This is a genomic window from Sulfitobacter sp. UBA4523, from assembly GCF_002388305.1.
In the GTDB taxonomy this organism is placed as follows: domain Bacteria; phylum Pseudomonadota; class Alphaproteobacteria; order Rhodobacterales; family Rhodobacteraceae; genus Sulfitobacter; species Sulfitobacter pontiacus.
Window position 1 is genome coordinate 15,117 of record NZ_DGMH01000004.1, and the last position, 18,762, is coordinate 33,878.

Annotated in this window: 17 protein-coding genes; 11 read left to right on the forward strand and 6 right to left on the reverse strand. The window is 61.3% G+C overall.

The annotated features are described in order from the left end of the window. The 10 genes from B3849_RS00370 to B3849_RS00415 form a co-directional block, all read left to right on the forward strand. On the forward strand, positions 1 to 2,987 hold a 2,987-nt coding region (locus B3849_RS00370; RefSeq protein ID WP_286779688.1), incomplete at its 5' end, for an indolepyruvate ferredoxin oxidoreductase family protein. 79 nt (positions 2,988 to 3,066) lie between these two features. Continuing rightward, positions 3,067 to 3,966, forward strand: a complete 900-nt coding sequence (locus B3849_RS00375) for a lysophospholipid acyltransferase family protein (protein WP_278425458.1) — start codon at positions 3,067 to 3,069, stop codon at positions 3,964 to 3,966. A 12-nt stretch (positions 3,967 to 3,978) separates the two neighbouring features. Next, complete coding sequence (locus B3849_RS00380) at positions 3,979 to 4,788, forward strand: glutamate racemase (protein ID WP_005853874.1); 810 nt, start codon at positions 3,979 to 3,981, stop codon at positions 4,786 to 4,788. A gap of 36 nt (positions 4,789 to 4,824) precedes the next feature. Beyond that, positions 4,825 to 5,853: an N-acetyl-gamma-glutamyl-phosphate reductase gene (gene argC / locus B3849_RS00385; RefSeq protein WP_005853872.1), complete on the forward strand. Its 1,029-nt coding sequence runs from the start codon at positions 4,825 to 4,827 to the stop codon at positions 5,851 to 5,853. Between the two features lie 6 nt (positions 5,854 to 5,859). Beyond that, positions 5,860 to 6,303: a cytochrome c maturation protein CcmE gene (gene ccmE / locus B3849_RS00390; protein WP_278425457.1), complete on the forward strand. Its 444-nt coding sequence runs from the start codon at positions 5,860 to 5,862 to the stop codon at positions 6,301 to 6,303. An 80-nt stretch (positions 6,304 to 6,383) separates the two neighbouring features. Then, positions 6,384 to 6,995 (forward strand): holin-associated N-acetylmuramidase, encoded by a 612-nt coding sequence (locus B3849_RS00395; protein WP_074634384.1) that lies wholly within the window; start codon positions 6,384 to 6,386, stop codon positions 6,993 to 6,995. Then, the gene (locus B3849_RS00400) at positions 6,986 to 7,561 is read left to right on the forward strand and encodes a holin family protein (RefSeq protein ID WP_278374637.1); all 576 of its coding nucleotides are present in this window, start codon (positions 6,986 to 6,988) and stop codon (positions 7,559 to 7,561) included. The genes B3849_RS00395 and B3849_RS00400 overlap by 10 nt, the downstream gene beginning before the upstream one ends. A gap of 113 nt (positions 7,562 to 7,674) precedes the next feature. Beyond that, positions 7,675 to 9,636, forward strand: a complete 1,962-nt coding sequence (locus tag B3849_RS00405; protein WP_278425456.1) for a heme lyase CcmF/NrfE family subunit — start codon at positions 7,675 to 7,677, stop codon at positions 9,634 to 9,636. Next, complete coding sequence (locus tag B3849_RS00410; protein WP_037944429.1) at positions 9,633 to 10,103, forward strand: cytochrome c-type biogenesis protein; 471 nt, start codon at positions 9,633 to 9,635, stop codon at positions 10,101 to 10,103. The genes B3849_RS00405 and B3849_RS00410 overlap by 4 nt, the downstream gene beginning before the upstream one ends. A gap of 72 nt (positions 10,104 to 10,175) precedes the next feature. Next, positions 10,176 to 10,952: an enoyl-CoA hydratase-related protein gene (locus B3849_RS00415; RefSeq protein ID WP_005853861.1), complete on the forward strand. Its 777-nt coding sequence runs from the start codon at positions 10,176 to 10,178 to the stop codon at positions 10,950 to 10,952. A 5-nt stretch (positions 10,953 to 10,957) separates the two neighbouring features. Here the strand turns inward: B3849_RS00415 and B3849_RS00420 are convergent, their stop codons facing one another. The 3 genes from B3849_RS00420 to gltX form a co-directional block, all read right to left on the reverse strand. Then, the gene (locus B3849_RS00420) at positions 10,958 to 11,251 is read right to left on the reverse strand and encodes a hypothetical protein (RefSeq protein WP_278425455.1); all 294 of its coding nucleotides are present in this window, start codon (positions 11,249 to 11,251) and stop codon (positions 10,958 to 10,960) included. Between the two features lie 363 nt (positions 11,252 to 11,614). Continuing rightward, positions 11,615 to 12,910, reverse strand: coding sequence for a citrate synthase (gltA, locus tag B3849_RS00425; protein WP_037944428.1), 1,296 nt, complete (start codon positions 12,908 to 12,910; stop codon positions 11,615 to 11,617). A gap of 114 nt (positions 12,911 to 13,024) precedes the next feature. Beyond that, positions 13,025 to 14,425 carry a glutamate--tRNA ligase gene (gene gltX / locus B3849_RS00430; RefSeq protein WP_278425454.1) on the reverse strand — a complete coding sequence of 467 codons (1,401 nt, stop codon included), beginning with the start codon at positions 14,423 to 14,425 and terminating at the stop codon, positions 13,025 to 13,027. 126 nt (positions 14,426 to 14,551) lie between these two features. Here gltX and B3849_RS00435 point away from each other — a divergent pair, with 126 nt between their 5' ends. Beyond that, on the forward strand, positions 14,552 to 16,600 hold the full coding sequence (locus B3849_RS00435) for a ComEC/Rec2 family competence protein (RefSeq protein WP_278425453.1): 2,049 nt from the start codon (positions 14,552 to 14,554) through the stop codon (positions 16,598 to 16,600). Between the two features lie 6 nt (positions 16,601 to 16,606). Here B3849_RS00435 and lexA read toward each other — a convergent pair whose 3' ends face one another. From lexA to B3849_RS00450, 3 genes are all read right to left on the reverse strand, one after another. Next, on the reverse strand, positions 16,607 to 17,305 hold the full coding sequence (gene lexA / locus B3849_RS00440) for a transcriptional repressor LexA (RefSeq protein WP_005853849.1): 699 nt from the start codon (positions 17,303 to 17,305) through the stop codon (positions 16,607 to 16,609). A 62-nt stretch (positions 17,306 to 17,367) separates the two neighbouring features. Continuing rightward, the gene (locus B3849_RS00445; RefSeq protein ID WP_286779689.1) at positions 17,368 to 18,546 is read right to left on the reverse strand and encodes a molybdopterin molybdotransferase MoeA; all 1,179 of its coding nucleotides are present in this window, start codon (positions 18,544 to 18,546) and stop codon (positions 17,368 to 17,370) included. Beyond that, a partial coding sequence (locus B3849_RS00450; RefSeq protein ID WP_286779690.1) for a cyclic pyranopterin monophosphate synthase MoaC occupies positions 18,543 to 18,762 on the reverse strand: 220 nt, incomplete at its 5' end. The genes B3849_RS00450 and B3849_RS00445, both read right to left, overlap by 4 nt.

Consider the following 18,762-nt stretch of genomic DNA (forward strand, 5'->3'; position numbering starts at 1 on the left):
TGGGGGATGACCACACGGGTGAATCCTCTACCGTGTTGCACCAGTCCGAATGGGCGATGGTGGATGCCTATATGCCCGTCGTCAGCCCCGCCGGTGTGCAGGAGATCCTGGACTACGGTATCTATGGCTGGGCGCTAAGCCGTTTCAGCGGGCTGTGGGTCGGGCTCAAGACGATGAAGGACACCGTAGAGGCGACATCGGTCGTGAATGGTGACCCGAACCGAATGAAGCTGGTCACCCCGCAGTTCGATATGCCGGAGGGCGGGCTGAACATTCGTCTGCAAGACACGCCGCATCTGCAAGAAGCGCGGATGATCGACTATAAGCGCTTTGCCGCAGAGGCGTTTAGCCACGCCAACAAGATGGACAAACGCATGTGGGGCAAGAGCGGGGCCAAGATCGGCATCGCGGCAGCCGGCAAGAACTGGCTGGATGTGATCCACGCCATGAGTTTGCTTAACATCGACGAGAACCAAGCCGAACGTCTGGGGATCACGCTCTATAAGATCGGGCAGACCTTCCCGCTGGATATGAAGGGGTTCCATGAGTGGGCCGAAGGGCTCGATCTGGTGATCGTCGTGGAAGAGAAGCGCAAGCTGATCGAGGTGCAGATCAAAGAGGCATTGTTCTCGGATACGCATCGCCGCGTCTATGGCTGGCACAAAGGCGGTGGTGCCGGGATGGAGCATGGCGAAGAGCTGTTCCCCACCCGTGGCGCACTGGACCCGATCTGGATTGCCGAAAAGCTGGGCGGTATCTTTATCGAGGAAGGCCGGACCACCGATGGCATCAAGGCGGGTATGGAAGCGCTGGATACCGCACGACGTGCCGATAACGCCGAAGACATCGCCGCGCGTGTGCCCTACTTCTGTTCGGGCTGTCCGCATAACTCGTCAACCAAGCTCCCAGAGGGGAGCCGCGCCTACGCCGGGATCGGTTGCCACTATATGGTGCAATGGATGGACCGCGAGACAACCGGCTTTACCCATATGGGAGGGGAAGGTGCGAACTGGATCGGTGAATCCAAATTCTCGACACGCGACCATGTGTTCCAGAACCTCGGGGACGGGACATACAACCATTCGGGCAATCTGGCGATCCGTGCGGCCATCGCGGCCAAGACGAACATCACCTACAAGATCCTTTATAACGATGCCGTCGCCATGACCGGTGGCCAGCACAACGAAGGTGATCTGGACGCGCCGCGTATCGTGGCAGAGGTGAAGGCCATGGGCGTCAAGAATATCGCCGTGGTCTATGACGAGAAAGAAGACGTAGACGAAAAAGCCTTTGGCGACGTGCCGATGTACGAGCGTGCAGACCTTCAGACCGTGCAAGAGAATTTCGCCAAACATAAAGGCGTCAGCGTTATCGTCTATATCCAGACCTGTGCCGCCGAGAAACGTCGCCGTCGCAAACGGGGGCTGTTCCCCGATCCCGACAAGCGCGTGTTTATCAATACGGATGTCTGCGAAGGCTGCGGGGATTGTGGTGTGCAGTCCAACTGCGTCTCGATCGTGCCCGAAGAAACAGAACTGGGGCGTAAACGGGCGATTGATCAATCCTCGTGCAACAAGGATTTCTCGTGCGTTAAAGGGTTCTGCCCGTCCTTCGTGACGCTGGAAGGGGCCAAGATCCGCAAGGACCCCACGACAGAGGTCAAGATTCCCGACCTGCCCATGCCGACCCTGCCTGCGATCAATGGCACGCATAACGTGGTGATCACCGGTGTCGGTGGCACCGGCGTTGTGACCATCGGTGCCGTGCTGGCGCAAGCCGCGCAGATTGACGGTAAGGGCGCTGGGATGATGGAGATGGCAGGCCTTGCCCAAAAGGGCGGTGCCGTGCATATCCATTGCCGTATTGCGAACCGTCCCGAAGACATCAGCGCCATTCGCGTGGCAACGGGTGAAGCGGATGCGTTGATCGGGGGCGATCTTGTTGTCTCTGCCGGGACCAAGACGCTTGGCCTGACGCGCGCTGGGCGGACGGGGGCGGTTGTGAATTCGCACCAGATCATCACGGGCGAGTTTACCCGCGATACCGAGTTCCAGATGCCCTACGACCGGCTGACCCTCGCGCTTGAGGCGCGGCTCAAGGATGACGTCGCGCTGTTTGATGCCTCTGATCTGGCGAAGGCGACGCTGGGGGATTCGATCTATTCGAACATGATGATCTTCGGCGCGGCGTGGCAGCAGGGGTTGATCCCGCTGTCGCTGGACAGCTTGCAACAGGCGATCACCTTGAACGGTGCCGCGGTCGATCGGAACCTGCGTGCGTTTGAACTGGGCCGTTGGGCCGTGCTGCACCCCGAAGATGCCAAGCGCGTGATGACACCCAATGTTGTCGCCCTGCCGAAGACGCTGGATGAACGGATCGCCTTCCGCAAGGACCACCTGATCGCCTATCAGGGCAAGCGGCTGGCGAAGCGTTATGGCACCATGGTGGACGGCATTACCGACGCGCGCCTGAAAGAGGCCGTGGCCTTGGGCTACCACAAGCTCTTGTCCTATAAGGATGAATACGAGGTCGCGCGCCTGTTGAAATCCACCCGCGCCAAAGTGGCAGAGGCCTTTGAGGGGGATCCCAAGCTGACCTTCAACCTTGCGCCACCGATCCTGTCGAAAACCGGCGCGGATGGCCGTCCGATGAAACGGACCTTTGGCGCGTGGATGGAGGGGCCGTTCAACATGCTGGCGCGGATGAAGTTCCTGCGCGGCACGCCGTTCGATCCCTTTGGCCGCACCGAAGAACGCCGGATGGAGCGGTCCTTGATCACGCAATACGAGGCCGACATGAAGGACGTTCTGCCCAAGCTGACCGACGCAACCCACGACGCGATTGTCGCCTTGGCAGAGCTTCCCTTGCAGATCCGCGGCTTTGGTCCGGTAAAACAGGCGAATGAAGCCAAGGCCGCAAAGCGGCGCGAAGAGCTGCTGGCCGTCATCCGGTCAGGGGGCACGCAAACCTCGCGCGCGGCAGAGTAGGCTGAATAGGCTGTTTGTCACGCGACTGTCATGATCCACTGCTAGAGGGCAAGGCAAAGCCCGTGAAAAGGAACCGACCTTGACCCTCTTGCAGCCCGATCTTCGGCCCCTGACAGCGCGTGACATCAGCTATGCCTATTCCGCCAAGTCGCGGCCCGCGCGTGCCTTCATCCGGCTGATGGAGAATAGTACAGGGCGGTTGGGGCTGATGAAACGCGCAACCGGCTATGAAGACGACATGGCGCGCGGGATGGGGTTCTTTGACGTGATGGCGCAGCGCTATGGGCTGACGCTTGACGTCGTGGGCGGCAGTCTGGCGAACATCCCTGAAACGGGGCCTGTCATCGCGCTGGCGAACCATCCTTACGGTATTCTGGACGGGTTGATGCTGGGGCATATGTTGGCGCGCCGCCGGTACGGGTTCAAGATCATGGCCCATTCGGTCTTTAACCGCGCGCCCGACCTGAACCGCCATTTGCTGCCGATCAGTTTTGACGAGGACAAGGCCGCGCTGGCGCTGAACCTGCGCACGCGCAAGACCGCGCTGGAGTATCTGGGGCAGGGTGGCGCGGTTGGTATCTTTCCGGGGGGCACCGTCAGCACCAGCGCACGGCCGTTTTCGCGCCCCATGGACCCGGGCTGGCGCAGCTTTACCGCCCGCATGATCGCGAAATCGGATGCCACCGTCGTGCCGATCTACTTTGACGGCCACACCAGCCGCTTGTTCCAGATTGCCAGCCATCTGCATCACACCCTGCGCATGGGGCTGCTGATCAAGGAATTCCGCAAACGCGTCGACACGCCCGTGCGCGTGGTCATCGGCGAACCCATCGGCAGAAACGTGCTGGACCCCATGGCAAAAGACGCAAAAGCTATGATGGATTTCCTGCGCAAAGCGACGTATGAGTTGTCACCAGACCCGGCAAAATCCTTTGATCTGGGGTTTGAATTTGAAGATCGGCATCGTGCCGACAGGTGACGGCAAGGTGTTATGGCAGTTGGTATTTTCGATTCTGGGCTAGGTGGGCTGACCGTTTGGGATGCCGTGCAGGCGCAGCTACCGGATGTGGATTTCGTGTATTTGGCCGATAGCGCCCATGCGCCCTACGGTGTGCGTAACGCGGATGACATCTATAACCTGACCACTGCGGCAACCCAGCGTCTGTTCGATGCGGGCTGCGATCTGGTGATCTTGGCGTGCAACACGGCCTCTGCCGCGGCGCTACGCCGGATGCAGGAAGGGTGGATCCCGTCGGACAAGCGCGTGTTGGGTGTTTTTGTCCCGCTGATCGAGGCGATGACAGAACGCCAATGGGGCGACAATTCCCCCCCGCGCGAGGTGGATCTAAAGCACGTGGCGCTGTTTGCGACGCCCGCTACGGTGGCAAGCCGTGCGTTCCAGCGGGAACTGGCCTTTCGGGCGATCGGCGTCGATGTCGAAGCGCAGGCCTGTGGGGGTGTCGTCGATGCGATCGAGGATGGTGACTTCATCCTCGCCGAAGCGCTGGTGCGCAGCCATGTGGACGCGCTGAAACGCAAGATGCCCGCGCCCGAAGCTGCCATTCTGGGCTGCACCCATTACCCGCTGATGCAGGAAACCTTTCAGGACGCGCTTGGCCCCGATGTCAAAGTGTTCAGCCAAGCCAATCTGGTCGCCCATAGTCTGAGCGACTATCTTAAGCGTCACCCCAATATGCTAGGCACGGGCGAGGCGGCTTTCCTGACCACGGGCGACCCCAAAAAGGTCAGTAGCCGTGCCACGCAATTCTTGCGACGACCCTTGACCTTTCAAGCGGCCTAACACGTATTTGCTAACACTTTCCGAACGGAACCCGACATGACCCATAATATCGCCATTCTTGGTGCCTCCGGCTATACAGGAGCCGAGCTGATCCGGCTGATCGCTGGCCATTCCTCTATGCAGATCAAAGCTTTGGGGGCAAACTCCAAGGCGGGGCAAACCATCGCAGAGGTGTTTCCACATCTGCGCCATCTCGACCTGCCCGCATTGGTCACCATTGAAGAGATCGATTTCTCGGACATTGATCTGTGCTTTTGCGCCTTGCCCCATAAAACCAGCCAAGAGGTCATCGCGAACCTGCCTAAAGACCTGAAAATCGTCGATCTTTCGGCAGATTTCCGGCTGCGCGACCCCGAGGCCTACGCCAAGTGGTACGGCAACCCCCATGCCGCGCTGGAGCAGCAGAAAGAGGCGGTCTATGGCCTCACCGAATTCTACCGTGAAGAGATCAAATCCGCGCGTCTTGTGGCCGGTACGGGCTGTAACGCCGCCACCGGTCAGTTTGCCCTGCGCCCCTTGATCGAAAAAGGCGTGATTGATCTGGACGACATCATCCTTGACCTCAAATGCGCCGTGTCCGGTGCGGGGCGGTCGTTGAAGGAAAACCTGCTGCATGCAGAACTGTCCGAGGGGTATCACGCATATTCCCTTGGCGGGACGCACCGCCATCTGGGCGAGTTTGATCAGGAGTTTTCCGCCATTGCCGGCCGTCCGGTCAAGGTGCAGTTCACCCCGCATCTGGTGCCCGCCAACCGCGGGATTTTGGCGACCGTCTATGTCAAAGGCGACGCCGAGGTGATCCACAAAACCCTTGCCGCGGCCTATGATGCAGAGCCCTTTATCGAGGTGCTGCCCATGGGGGAGGCCCCGAGCACGCGCCATATTCGCGGGTCGAACTTCTGCCATATCGGCGTGGTGGCAGACCGGATCGACGGCCGCGCCATTGTGGTTGCCGCGCTCGATAATTTGACCAAGGGCTCCAGCGGGCAGGCGTTGCAAAACGCCAACCTGATGTTAGGTATTGACGAGGTCGAGGGGCTGATGATGGCTCCGCTATTTCCCTGAGGGCGCATGAAAAGTCTTAAAAAGCAACGGCGTATCCAGATCATCGGCGTCGCGGTCGTGGCGCTTGTGCTGTCCACGGCGCTGATTGGATATGCCATGCGCGACGGGATCAACTTTTTCCGCGCGCCCAGTCAGGTGATCGCCGAACCCCCCGGCCCGACAGAAGTTTTCCGCATCGGTGGCCTGGTTGAAGAGGGCAGCCTTGTGCGCGGGAATGGTCTGACGATCCGCTTTTCCGTGACCGATGGAGGCGCGGTTGTGCCTGTGACCTACAGCGGGGTATTGCCCGATCTGTTCGAGGAAAATCAAGGCATGGTTGGGACAGGGCGTTACATCAACGGCACCTTCGAAGCGACTGAAATCCTTGCCAAACATGACGAGACCTACATGCCGAAAGAGGTCGTCGACGCCCTGAAAGAGCAAGGCGTTTATGTTGCCCCCGAGGGGTGATGCGTACGGGCCTGCCGGGTTTCGTTAACATCTGAGGCGTCATTCTTGCAGCAGTGCAACCTGCAAGAAGGGCCAATTTGATGCAAACTGTTGAGGAAATTGCAAAGTCCATCGTCGCGCGTGAGGGGGGCTTTGTGAATGACCCCGATGATCCGGGCGGGGCAACGAACCACGGCGTCACCATCCACACGCTGCGTCGGCTGGGGCTGGATGTGAACCGTGACGGCGCAGTAAATCTCGCCGATGTTCAAGAGCTTACTCAAGATCAAGCGACCGAGATATTCATCACCCATTACTTCCACAAACCCAAGATCGCGCAGCTGCCCCGTCCGCTCCAGCCCTCCGTTTTCGATATGTACGTGAATGCGGGGGCGAATGCGGTGAAGATCCTTCAGCGATTGTTAAGAGATATGGGGTTTGATGTGGCCGTGGACGGGGTGCTTGGACCGCAAACGCTTGGCGCTACGGGGCGCGCCTATGCCGCTGCACCTGCGCAGATGGTGGACGCCTACGCCGTGGCGCGGCGCAACTATTACTTTGGGCTGGCGGATCAGCGCCCCGCAAGTCGCAAATACGCCCGCACAAGGGCCGGAAAGAAGGGAGGATGGATCAAACGGGCTGAAGAATTCATGTCACCGCGGTACCATCTCAGCATCCGTGACTTTAACGAAAGGGTCGCGGCATGGGGATGATTGATACCGCGCTTGCGTTGGTCTTTGGTGACGGCCGCAATGTGGTGCGCGACACGGTCGAGGTGTTTCGCGCCAATGCGGAAAAGACGGCCGGCCGTGATGCGACCGCGCGGGAACAGGCTATGGTGCAATTTGGGGCGGAATTCGCTGTGCCCCGCAAGGGACGGTTTGACCGTTTCATGGACGGGCTGAACCGGCTACCGCGTCCCGCGCTGGCGCTTGGTACCTTGGGCTTGTTCATCGCGGCGATGGTTGACCCGGTCTGGTTTGCCAGCCGGATGCAGGGCGTGTCGCTGGTGCCAGAGCCGTTATGGTGGCTTCTGGGGGTTGTCGTGTCCTTCTACTTTGGCGCGCGGCATCAGGTAAAAACTCAAGAGTTCCAACGCTCTATCGCGCGCACCATCGCGCAGACACCAACGGTGATGCGGCATATCGAAGAGCTGGAAACGCTGCGTGTTGATGGTGTTGAAGAAGGGGGGCTGCGGGATCTGGAAGGCGTATCTAGCGCAGTGCGCGACAGATCGGACAACGCGGCGCTTGCGGACTGGCGCAGGGTTGCGGGGTAACTGGCGCAGAGTTGCAGGCTAAGGGGGGCCTGCGACGCTTTGCTGCGCACAGTCGCGTGATTTCGCGGTAAATGGGCATGGTATGGGGCGGTGCTCCGCTCTATGATCGGGGTATGATTACAGAGCTCGGACATTTCGCCCTTATCCTCGCCTTCGGCGTTGCCATCGTTCAGATGGTCGTGCCCCTGATTGGTGCCCATAAACGCTGGCCCGGTTGGATGGCCGTGGCAGAGCCCGCCGCCGGGGCGCAATTTGCCCTGACATTGCTGGCGTTTGGGGCGTTGATGTGGGCCTTTGTCACCTCTGATTTCTCGCTGCGATTGGTGGTGTTGAACAGCCACTCGATGAAGCCGCTTTTGTATAAAATCAGCGGTACTTGGGGCAATCACGAAGGCTCAATGCTGCTGTGGGTGCTCATTGTCTCGCTATTCGGGGCGATGGCCGCGTGGTTCGGGGGCAATCTGCCGCCGACTTTGCGGGCGCGGGTTCTTTCTGTGCAAGCCGCAATCGGTGTGGCGTTTTTTGCCTTCATCCTGTTCACATCCAACCCGTTCTTGCGGCTGGCGACGCCACCTTTTGACGGACAGGATCTGAACCCGCTTCTGCAGGATCCCGGGCTCGCCTTCCACCCGCCGTTTTTGTATTTGGGGTATGTCGGCCTTTCGATGACCTTCAGCTTTGCCGTTGCCGCCTTGATCGAAGGGCGGATTGATGCCGCTTGGGGCCGGTGGGTGCGCCCTTGGACATTGGCGGCGTGGGTGTTTTTGACGATCGGCATCGCGCTCGGATCCTGGTGGGCCTATTACGAACTTGGCTGGGGCGGGTTCTGGTTCTGGGATCCCGTTGAAAACGCAAGCTTTATGCCCTGGCTGCTGGCGGCAGCACTGCTTCACTCCGCCATCGTTGTGGAAAAACGCGAAAGCCTGAAAAGCTGGACGATCCTGCTTGCGATTCTGGCTTTCGGTTTCTCGCTGATCGGGACGTTTATCGTCAGGTCCGGGTTGCTAACCTCGGTCCACGCCTTTGCGAATGACCCCGAACGCGGCGTGTTTATCCTGATGATCATGGCGTTTTTCATGGGCGGTGCGCTGGTTCTGTTCGCGGCGCGCGCTAGCGCGCTAGAGGCGAAAGGCGTGTTCAGCATGGTCAGCCGAGAGTCGGCTTTGCTGGTAAATAACGTGCTGCTCGCCGTTGCCTGTTTCGTCGTGTTCATTGGCACAATGTGGCCGCTGCTGGCGGAGATGTTCTTCGACAGAAAATTGAGCGTTGGCCCCCCGTTTTTTAACGCCGCCTTTACACCTTTCATGATTATGCTGGGGCTGATCTTGCCGATCGGGTCGGCGATGCCTTGGAAGCGTGCGGTGATTTCGCGGGCGCTAAAGCCGCTACGCTACGCCTTTGTATTGGCGATTGCGATTGGGGGGCTGGCCTACGCGATGCAGTCGGGGCGTAGCTTGCTGGGTCCGCTCGGGTTGTTCTTGGGCGCGTGGATCGTGATGGGCACCGTGGTTGACCTGTGGGGGCGCACGGGGCGCGGTAGTAACCGGCTGCGCCGGCTTGGGCGGTTGCCGCGCGCGGATTGGGGCAAGATGGTGGCCCACGCCGGCCTTGGGGTGACCATGGCGGGGGTGGCTGGCCTGACGGCGTGGTCGATTGATGACATCCGCGCCGTTCCGCTGGGGGACTCCTACGATGTGGGGCGCTACATCGTGCAGCTGGACGATGTCACCCAGGGCCAGGGGCCGAACTATACGGCGACGACCGGCAGCGTGACACTGTTCCACGACGGGGAAGAGATTGCGCAGTTGCGACCGGAGAAACGCTTCTATCCCGTGGCGCAGATGCCCACGACCGAAGCGGCGATCGACTATAATCTGCTGCGCGATGTCTATGTCGTGATCGGGGATGAACAGGCAAATGGCGGCTGGGTGGTGCGCACTTATGTCAAGCCGCTGACCAACTGGATTTGGATCGGCTGCGCGCTGATGGCCCTTGGTGGCGTGTTAAGCCTTTCGGACCGGCGCTACCGCGTTGCGGCAGGGGCGGCGAAATCAAAACCGGTGCCTGCAGAATGAGGGCGCTGATCCTCGCCCTGATGTTGCTTGTAGCACCTGTGCTATCGGTTGCGCCGACCTGGGCCGTGCAGCCGGACGAGGTGCTCTCGGATCCTGCACTTGAGCAACGCGCGCGGAGCTTGTCGAAAGGGTTGCGTTGCCTTGTGTGCCGCAACGAAAGCATCGACGAAAGCAACGCCAGCCTTGCGCGCGACCTGCGTATCCTGCTGCGCGAACGTCTGGTGGCCGGCGATAGCGACGAAGAGGCGGTCGCTTATATCGTCGACCGCTATGGTGAATATGTCTTGCTGAACCCGCCTGCGCGGGGATCGACTTGGGTGTTATGGGCGGCGGGGCCGCTGATGCTGTTGATTGCGGCTGGGGTCGGGCTTGGCTACCTGCGCGGTCGTGCGAAGGCACCGTCCGCGGAACAGGCCCCGCTTAGCGCGCAAGAACAGGCGCGGCTGGACGACATTCTGAAGCGATAACGCGGGGTTTCACTGGCGGTGGCCTGTCGTATGGGTAAGGTGCGGGGGAAATCTAGATGAGGAACCCGTGCCATGGACTATCAAACCCTGACCTATGAACTGACCGACGGGCTGGCCGTGGTCACCATGAACCGCCCCGACAAGATGAACGCGCTGACCACGCAAATGCGGGCAGAGATCGAGCACGCGTTTACCCAAGCGGGCAAAGACGCGCGTTGTGTGGTCATCACCGGTGCCGGTCGTGCGTTTTGCACCGGTCAGGATCTGAGCGACAGCAGCAGCAAGGGCTCGCTGGATCTGGAACGCACCCTGCGCGAGGAATATGGCCCCATGCTGCGGGCGATCACAAACTGTCCTGTGCCAACGATCGCCGCGGTCAATGGTCCTGCGGCGGGGGCAGGGGCGAACCTTGCACTGGCTGCGGATGTGGTCTTTGCGACGGAATCTTCTTATTTCCTGCAGGCATTTACGCGCATTGGTCTGATGCCCGATGCGGGCGGCACCTATACGTTGCCCCGCCAGATGGGCACGGCCAAGGCTATGGGCGCGGCCTTGTTCGCGGATAAAATCTCTGCCCGTCAGGCGGATGATTGGGGAATGATCTGGGAAGCGGTGGCTGATGCCGCGTTTGATGCCCATTGGCGTGCCAAGGCGGCGCATCTGGCGCAAGGTCCGACCGCAGCCTATGCTGCTGCCAAGAACGCCATTCGCGCCAGCTGGGACAATACGCTGGAGGATCAGCTGTCGCTAGAGGCGCAGGAACAAGGGAAATGCGGGCAATCTCGTGATTTCAAAGAGGGCGTGATGGCCTTTATGCAGAAACGCCCCGCGAGCTTCGAGGGCCGCTAATCCCACTAGACCGAGCGTTCGACCAGCAACACGTCATCGGGGTTGAGGGTCGGACGCGAGGCGCTGGCAACCACAGCCACCGCTATCCCGTCGGCGAGCACCGTGTGCACGCTGCCGGACACTTGCTTGACCGTGATCCGCGGCGGCGTCTGGCCCTTGTCATAGACCACCGCGATCTGGTCACATTTCTGTTCGATATCATGCACGAACGATCCCTGCGGCGCGGGGTGATGCCGTGCGGTCTTGCAGCTTAGGCTGGTCGCGTTATCCCATTGCAGGCGAGGCCGAGGGTTGTTCATCCGGTCATCCTTTCCGCGGGGGGCAGCGGGCGTATTGGGGTCTGCTGTGCATCGCACAGGGTAAACCTGCGCTGAATTGACGATGAATCTGGGATGATCGGAGCAGTTGGTCAATCAATTTTGACCATTATGCCCAGCTTGGAAACAACAACACAAAACTGCCATATTTCGGACCCTATGGTTTCGAAATGGGGAAAAGTGAGTTGAAACAGTGGGCTGGAAAGAGGCGCTTTGATCACGGGGCGCTTTTGGGCGGGCTTTCAGGTGATTCTCTTTGTCCTGGGTTTCAGGCAACGGTAGCCCACCGTGAAACGCAAAACGCCCCGCCGTGAGGGCGGGGCGTTTTGACTAACGTACTGACATTCAGCGCTTTTCGATATCCACATAGTCGCGTGGTGTTTCGCCAAGATACAGCTGACGGGGACGCCCGATTTTCAGCTGAGGATCGCTGATCTGCTCTTTCCACTGCGAGATCCAGCCAACGGTCCGTGCCAGCGCAAAGATCGGCGTGAACATCGACGTGGGGAAACCCATCGCTTCGAGGATGATGCCCGAGTAGAAGTCGACGTTCGGGAACAGCTTCTTCTCTGCGAAATACGGATCTTCCAGCGCCTGTTTTTCAAGCTCTTTCGCGACCTGCAGGATCGGGTTGTTTTCGACACCGAGCAGCTCAAGCACTTCGTCCGCGCTTTCTTTCATCACGGTCGCGCGTGGGTCGTGGTTCTTGTAGACGCGGTGACCAAAGCCCATCAGGCGGAACGGGTCGTTCTTGTCCTTGGCGCGGGCGATGAACTCAGGGATGCGGTCCGGTGTGCCGATTTCTTTCAGCATTTCCAGACATGCCTGGTTCGCCCCACCATGCGCCGGCCCCCAAAGGCAGGCGATGCCAGCAGCGATACAGGCAAAGGGGTTCGCCCCGGAAGAGGACGCCAGACGCACGGTCGATGTCGATGCATTCTGTTCGTGATCTGCGTGCAGCGTAAAGATGCGGTCCATCGCGCGGGCAAGGATGGGGTCGACGACATAATCCTCGGCAGGGACGGCGAAACACATGCGCAGGAAATTACCGGCATAGTCTACGTCGTTGCGCGGATAGATGAACGGCTGACCGATGGTGTACTTATAGGCCATCGCGGCAATCGTTGGCATCTTGGCGATCAGACGGATCGTTGCCACTTCGCGCTGGTGCGCATCGTTGATGTCGGTGCTGTCGTGGTAGAAGGCAGACATCGCGCCCACAACGCCGACCATGATCGCCATCGGGTGTGCATCACGGCGGAAACCACGGAAGAAGTTGATCATCTGTTCGTGGATCATGGTGTGGTTGGTCACCAGATTTTCGAACTCTTCCAGCTGCGCGGCAGAGGGCAGTTCGCCATACAGCAGCAGGTAGCACACTTCGAGGTAGTGAGATTCGCTGGCCAGTTGGTCGATCGGATACCCACGGTGCAGCAACACGCCTTCGTCACCGTCAATGAAGGTGATCGTGCTGTCACAGGCCGCTGTCGAGGTGAAGCCAGGGTCATATGTGAACACATTCGCCTGAGAGAACAGCTTGCGGATGTCCATGACATCCGGGCCCGCCGACGGGGAATAGATCGGCAGTTCAAAGCTGTTCCCGTCAATGGTCAACGTTGCGGATTTTGTACTTTCGGCCATGAAGTCCCTTCCTATCGTTTTATCGACGTGCGTTATGCCGCCGACTGGGGAGATACCGAAACGGTCCGCCCCTCAGTTATTGTTGTGCATATCAGGAATATGCTTTTGCATATCTTAGATAGCCGCATCGTTTAAGCGGGCAAGGCTTTCGTCACGCCCAAGTACCAGCATCATATCGAAAACTGATGGGGTTGCTGCCCGCCCGGCGAGTGCTGCGCGCAGCGGCCCCGCCAGTTTGCCGAATTTGGTGTCCCGAGCGGCAGCAAAGCCGTTCAGCGCCTCCTCCAGCGTTTCTCTGTCCCAAGTAACATTCTGCAACTGCGGCGTCAATTCAGTCAGCATACCACGGGATACATTGTCCAAGTGCTTCTCTGCCTTCTCGTCCGGTTGGATGGGACGTTCGGCGAGGATAAACTCAGCTTTTTCAAGGAGATCAGGAAATTTCTTCGCGCGATCCTTTAAGCAATACATCGCCCGTTCCAACCCGTCAGCTTGCGCTTTTGTGAGCGCGGGCAGACCGGCAGCGGTCAAATAGGCCTCGATCTCGTGCCGCAATGCAGCATCATCCGCCGCGGCGATGTGCTGCCCGCAGATGTTTTCCAGCTTCTTGAGGTCGAATTGCGCGGGGCTCTTGCGGATACCGTCCAGATCGAACCATTCTTGCGCTTGGGCGTCGGTGAAGAATTCGTCGTCCCCATGGCTCCACCCCAGACGGGCGAGGTAGTTGCGCATACCAGCCGCGGGAAAGCCCATGGCCTGATATTCCTGCGCGCCCAAAGCGCCGTGACGTTTCGACAGTTTCTTGCCATCCGCGCCGTGGATCAGCGGGATATGCGCCCAGACGGGAACGTCCCAGCCCATGGCGTTATATATCATCATCTGGCGCGCGGCATTGTTGAGGTGATCATCCCCGCGGATCACATGGGTCACGCCCATGTCATGGTCATCAACAACAACGGCCAGCATATAGACGGGCGTACCATCGGAACGTAACAGCACCATGTCATCGAGCTGGTCGTTCCCGATCACCACGTCGCCTTGCACCGCGTCGCGGATGACGGTTTCACCCGTCAGCGGGGCCTTGATCCGCACGACATAGGGGGCGTCGGGGTGCGTTTCGGGCGCGGCGTCACGCCAAGGTGATTGGTACAGGGTGCTGCGCCCCTCGGCCTTGGCTTGATCCCGGAACGCGGCGATTTCTTCTTGCGAGGCAAAGCACTTATAGGCCTTTCCTTCGGCAAGAAGTTGCAGCGCCACCTCGGCGTGGCGGGGGGCGTTTTCGAACTGGCTGACCACGTCACCGTCGTGATCCAGTCCCAGCCACGCCATGCCCTGCAGAATCGCTTCGGTTGCCTCGGGGGTGTGGCGCTGGCGGTCGGTGTCTTCGATACGCAGCAGGAATTTACCGCCCCGACCGCGCGCATAAAGCCAGCTGAACAGCGCCGTCCGCGCGCCGCCGATGTGCAGATAACCGGTAGGAGACGGGGCGAAACGGGTAACGACAGGCGTTGTCATGGGCGGAGGATCCTTTGCAGCAGAAGTTCACGGAAAACGCCCGTTCGGGGTGCCGTTTATCATTTGCTAACTCCTTTGGAGATAGCGTCCCCGACTATCTACCCAGTGCAGAGAACGGGGGCAAGTATGGGGCTGTTGTCCTATATGGCGCAGAGCATGCGCGCACAGCGGGGGCATCTGATCGGCTGGGTGCCGGTGTGTCTGGCCGTGGGGATCGGCAGCTATTTTGCGCTGCGGGTTGAGCCTTCGCTGACCGTCCTGCTTTGGGTCGCGGGCGGGGCGGCGCTGCTGGGGGCTGCGGCCTTTCTGGCGGGCGAGGTCGCAGTGCCTGTTTGGTTGGGCGCGGCCTTGGTGTTGGTCGGTTTTGATCTGGCGGCGTGGCGTGCCCATGCTGTCGGCGGGCCGGTGCTGGGGTGGCGCTATTACGGCCCGATCGCGGGGCGCGTCGTGGCGGTGGATCGCAGCCAGTCCGACGCCTTGCGGCTGACGCTGGATCGGGTTGTGCTGGAACGGGTCTCTGCGCCTCGGACGCCGCTGCATGTGCGCGTGTCCTTGCATGGCGACAGACGCTTTGACGCGGATATCACGCCGGGGTTGGGGGTGATGACCACGGGGCATCTATCACCGCCAAGCGGCCCGGTCGAGCCTGAGGGCTTTGATTTCCAACGGCATGCTTGGTTCGCAGGCTTGGGCGCTGTGGGGTATAGTCGCACCCCCTTACTAGCGGCGACACCGGCTGAGGCGGGGCATGGCGGGCTGGCGGTCTTTCGGGCGCGCATGGCGGCCTCGGCCCAGATTCAGCGGATCTTGCCGGGTGATATCGGCGGGTTTGCCACAGCGATCACCACCGGCGACCGCAGCGCCATCAGCCAGGACGCGCTGCAGGATCTGCGTGCCAGCAACCTTGCGCATCTGCTGGCGATCTCGGGCTTGCACATGGGGTTGCTGAGCGCGGTGGTCTTTGGCGCGTTGCGGATCGTGCTGACGTTGGTGCCGTGGATCGCGCTGCGCTGGCCCACGCGCAGCATCGCAGCCGCTGGGGCGCTGGTGGCGGCCAGCGGCTATCTGCTGTTGTCGGGCGGCAATGTCGCAACCGAACGCGCGTTCATCATGGTCGCCGTGGCCCTTGGCGCGTTGATCATCGGGCGGCGGGCGCTGACCCTGCGGGCCGTGGCGATTGCAGCGACGATCGTATTGGTCTTGCGGCCGGAGGCATTGACGGGGCCGGGGTTCCAGATGTCCTTTGCCGCCACCACGGGGTTGGTTGCGATCTTTGGCTGGTTGCGCAACGCCGAGGTCTCGCTTGGGCCGAAGTGGCTGGCACCGGCTGTGGCGACGGTGATTTCCTCGGCTGTGGCGGGGGGCTTTACCGCGCCCATCGGGGCGGCCCATTTCAACACAATCGCGCAGTATGGCTTGGCCGCGAACCTGCTGTCGGTCCCGCTGATGGGGGTCTTGGTGATGCCGGCCGCCGTGGCGGCCTTGGTCATGGCTCCGCTGGGGCTAGAGTGGATCCCCCTGCAGGTCATGGGCGCAGGGTTGCGCTGGATCTTGCTGGTCGCGCAAGGCGTGGCAGAGATCGACGGGGCGCAGGGGCATGTGGCCGCCCCCGGCCCTTGGGTGCTGCCGCTGCTGGCGCTCGGGTTTTTGTGGCTGTTGCTGTGGCAGGGCTGGTTGCGGTTTGCCGGACTGGGGGCCGTGACTGCGGCGGGGGTATTGTGGCACGGTGCCGAGCGTCCGACGGTACTGATCTCGGACACCGGCAGTCTGGTGGGGGTGATGACCCCCACGGGCCGTGCGCTAAGCAAGGCGAAAGGCGCAGGCTTTGTCGCGCTCAACTGGCTGGAGAATGACGGCGACGGCGCCGATCAGGCCCGGGCCGCAGCGCGTTGGCCCACAAGGCCAAAGATCGGGGGGCGAGAGGTGATCCACCTGTCCGGCAAACGCGCGCGGGCGGCGTTCGGGGCGTGCCGTGCGGATCAGATCATCGTGCTGTCAGTTGTGCCCGATCCGCCGCTGACGGGCGGCTGCGATGTGTTTGACCCCGACCGGTTACGCTCCACGGGGGCAGTCGCACTCACCCTCGACAAGGGGCGGGTCATAATGCAAACGGCCCGCCAAAAGGCGGGCACGCGGTTGTGGACTGCATGGCCCAAGGACAGGCCGCCGCGGTAGCAAGCGTCAGTAGGTGCGGATCAACCCGACCAGACGCCCCTGCACCTTGACCTTATCCGACGGCAGCACCCGCGTTTCATAGGCGGGGTTAGCGGCTTCGAGTGCGACAGAGCTGCCGTGACGGCGGAATTTCTTGAGCGTCGCCTCGTGGTCTTCGACCAGCGCAACCACGATATCCCCATCATCCGCGACAGAGGTTTCGCGGATGATCACCACGTCGCCATCATTGATCCCTGCGTCGATCATGGAATCGCCCTGCACCTCCAAAGCGTAATGTTCGCCGCTGCCGCTGATCATCCCGCCGGGGACGGCGACAGATTGGGTCATGGTGCTGATCGCCTCGATCGGGACACCGGCGGCGATCCGGCCCATCATCGGCACATCAAAGGACGACGCGCTGACCGGCTGCGCGGCAGAAGGGGGCGGCCCATCGGGGCGGTCGCCATCAATCACGCGCGGGGTAAAGCCCGCACCGGACAGGCTGCCCAAGCTATCGGGCAGTTTCACTACCTCTATCGCGCGGGCGCGATGCGCCAGGCGGCGGATGAATCCGCGTTCCTCAAGCGCTGTGATCAGACGGTGGATGCCGGATTTGGACCGCAGATCAAGCGCTTCTTTCATCTCGTCAAAGCTGGGCGGCACGCCGTCGCGCTGCACACGTTTGTGAATAAAGGCCAGCAGATCGAGTTGTTTTTTGGTCAGCATCCGGACATTCCCCGTTTCTATTTGGGGTTTGTTCTAGGGATGTTCCTGTTTTGTGTCAACCGTCAGAGGGGAATACAGCCTATGATCTCTCCGGCTGCGCGGGGCCCATCGTGGGGCGGGCGGACCATCAGGACATCGGCGCGCGACAGGATACCCAGCAGCGAACTGTCCTGATTATCTTCGGGCAGGACGGCACCGTCACGGACCATCGCACGCATATAATGTTCGCGTGGCCCATTGGCGGGCAGATCGACGCCAAGCGGCAGATCGACCCGTGCGGCGGGCGCGGCGGGCAGGCCCAGCATCTTGCGCAGCACCGGCACGACAAAGACCGTCCCGCAGACCATCGCCGACACCGGATTGCCGGGCAGGCCAAGAAACAAGGATTTTCCCAGCGTTCCGGCCATTAAGGGCTTGCCCGGCCGCATGCGGATCTTCCAGAAATCGAGCGCGCCGCCGGCCGCCGCGAAAGCGGGACGAACCAGGTCATGGTCGCCTACGGACGCTCCCCCCGTCGATACAATGATGTCCGCCTGCGTCGCACGGGCAAAAGCGGCTGTCATGGCGTCGAGATCGTCGGAAACGATGCCAAGGTCGATCACGTCGCACGGCAGGTCGGCGAGCAGCGCGGCCAGCATGGGTGCATTGGAAGAGGGCAGCATGCCGGGCGGCGTGTCGGCCCCCGGCGGCACCAGTTCGTTGCCGGTCGACAGCAGTGCCACGCGGGGACGGCGATGCACCGCCACGCGGCCGTGGCCGCCAAGGACCGCGAGCGCGACCTGAGCAGCGCCCAGGCGCGCGCCGCTGTCCAGCAACAGGGTTTCGCGCGCGAAATCGGATGCCCGCGCACGGATGTGGCGACCGACCGGCAAGGGATCTGCGCTGGCCATGAGCAAGTCGCCATCGCGTGTGGCGTTTTCCTGGATCAGGATGGCGTCGGCCCCCGGCGGCACCGGCGCTCCAGTAAAGATGCGCAAGGCCGCTCCTGCCGAAATCGGCGCGGGCGTCGCACCGCCGGCTGTGCTTTCGCCCGTCACGCGCCAAGGCCCCGGATGCTCGGCCGCGCGCACGGCATAACCATCCATCGCCGACAGATCGGCCCAGGGCTGGTCGCGCAAGGCAATCAGATCCTGCGCCAGCCAGCGGCCGACAGCCTCGCCGATCGGCACCGTCTCCGCCGACAGCGGCTCTGCAAGAGCGAACAAGCGGGCCTGCGCCTCTGCGACCGGCAGCAGGCTCATTCCGGTCGCCGCCAATCGCCCGACTTGCCGCCGGTCTTCGCGATCAGCCTGACGTCGCGGATGACCATCGCCTTGTCCAGCGCCTTGGCCATGTCGTAAATGGTGAGCAGAGCGACGGACGTTGCGGCGAGCGCCTCCATCTCCACGCCGGTCTGGCCAGCCGTCCGCGCGGTCGCTTTGACCGTGACGCCATGATCGTCGAGCGTAAAATCTACG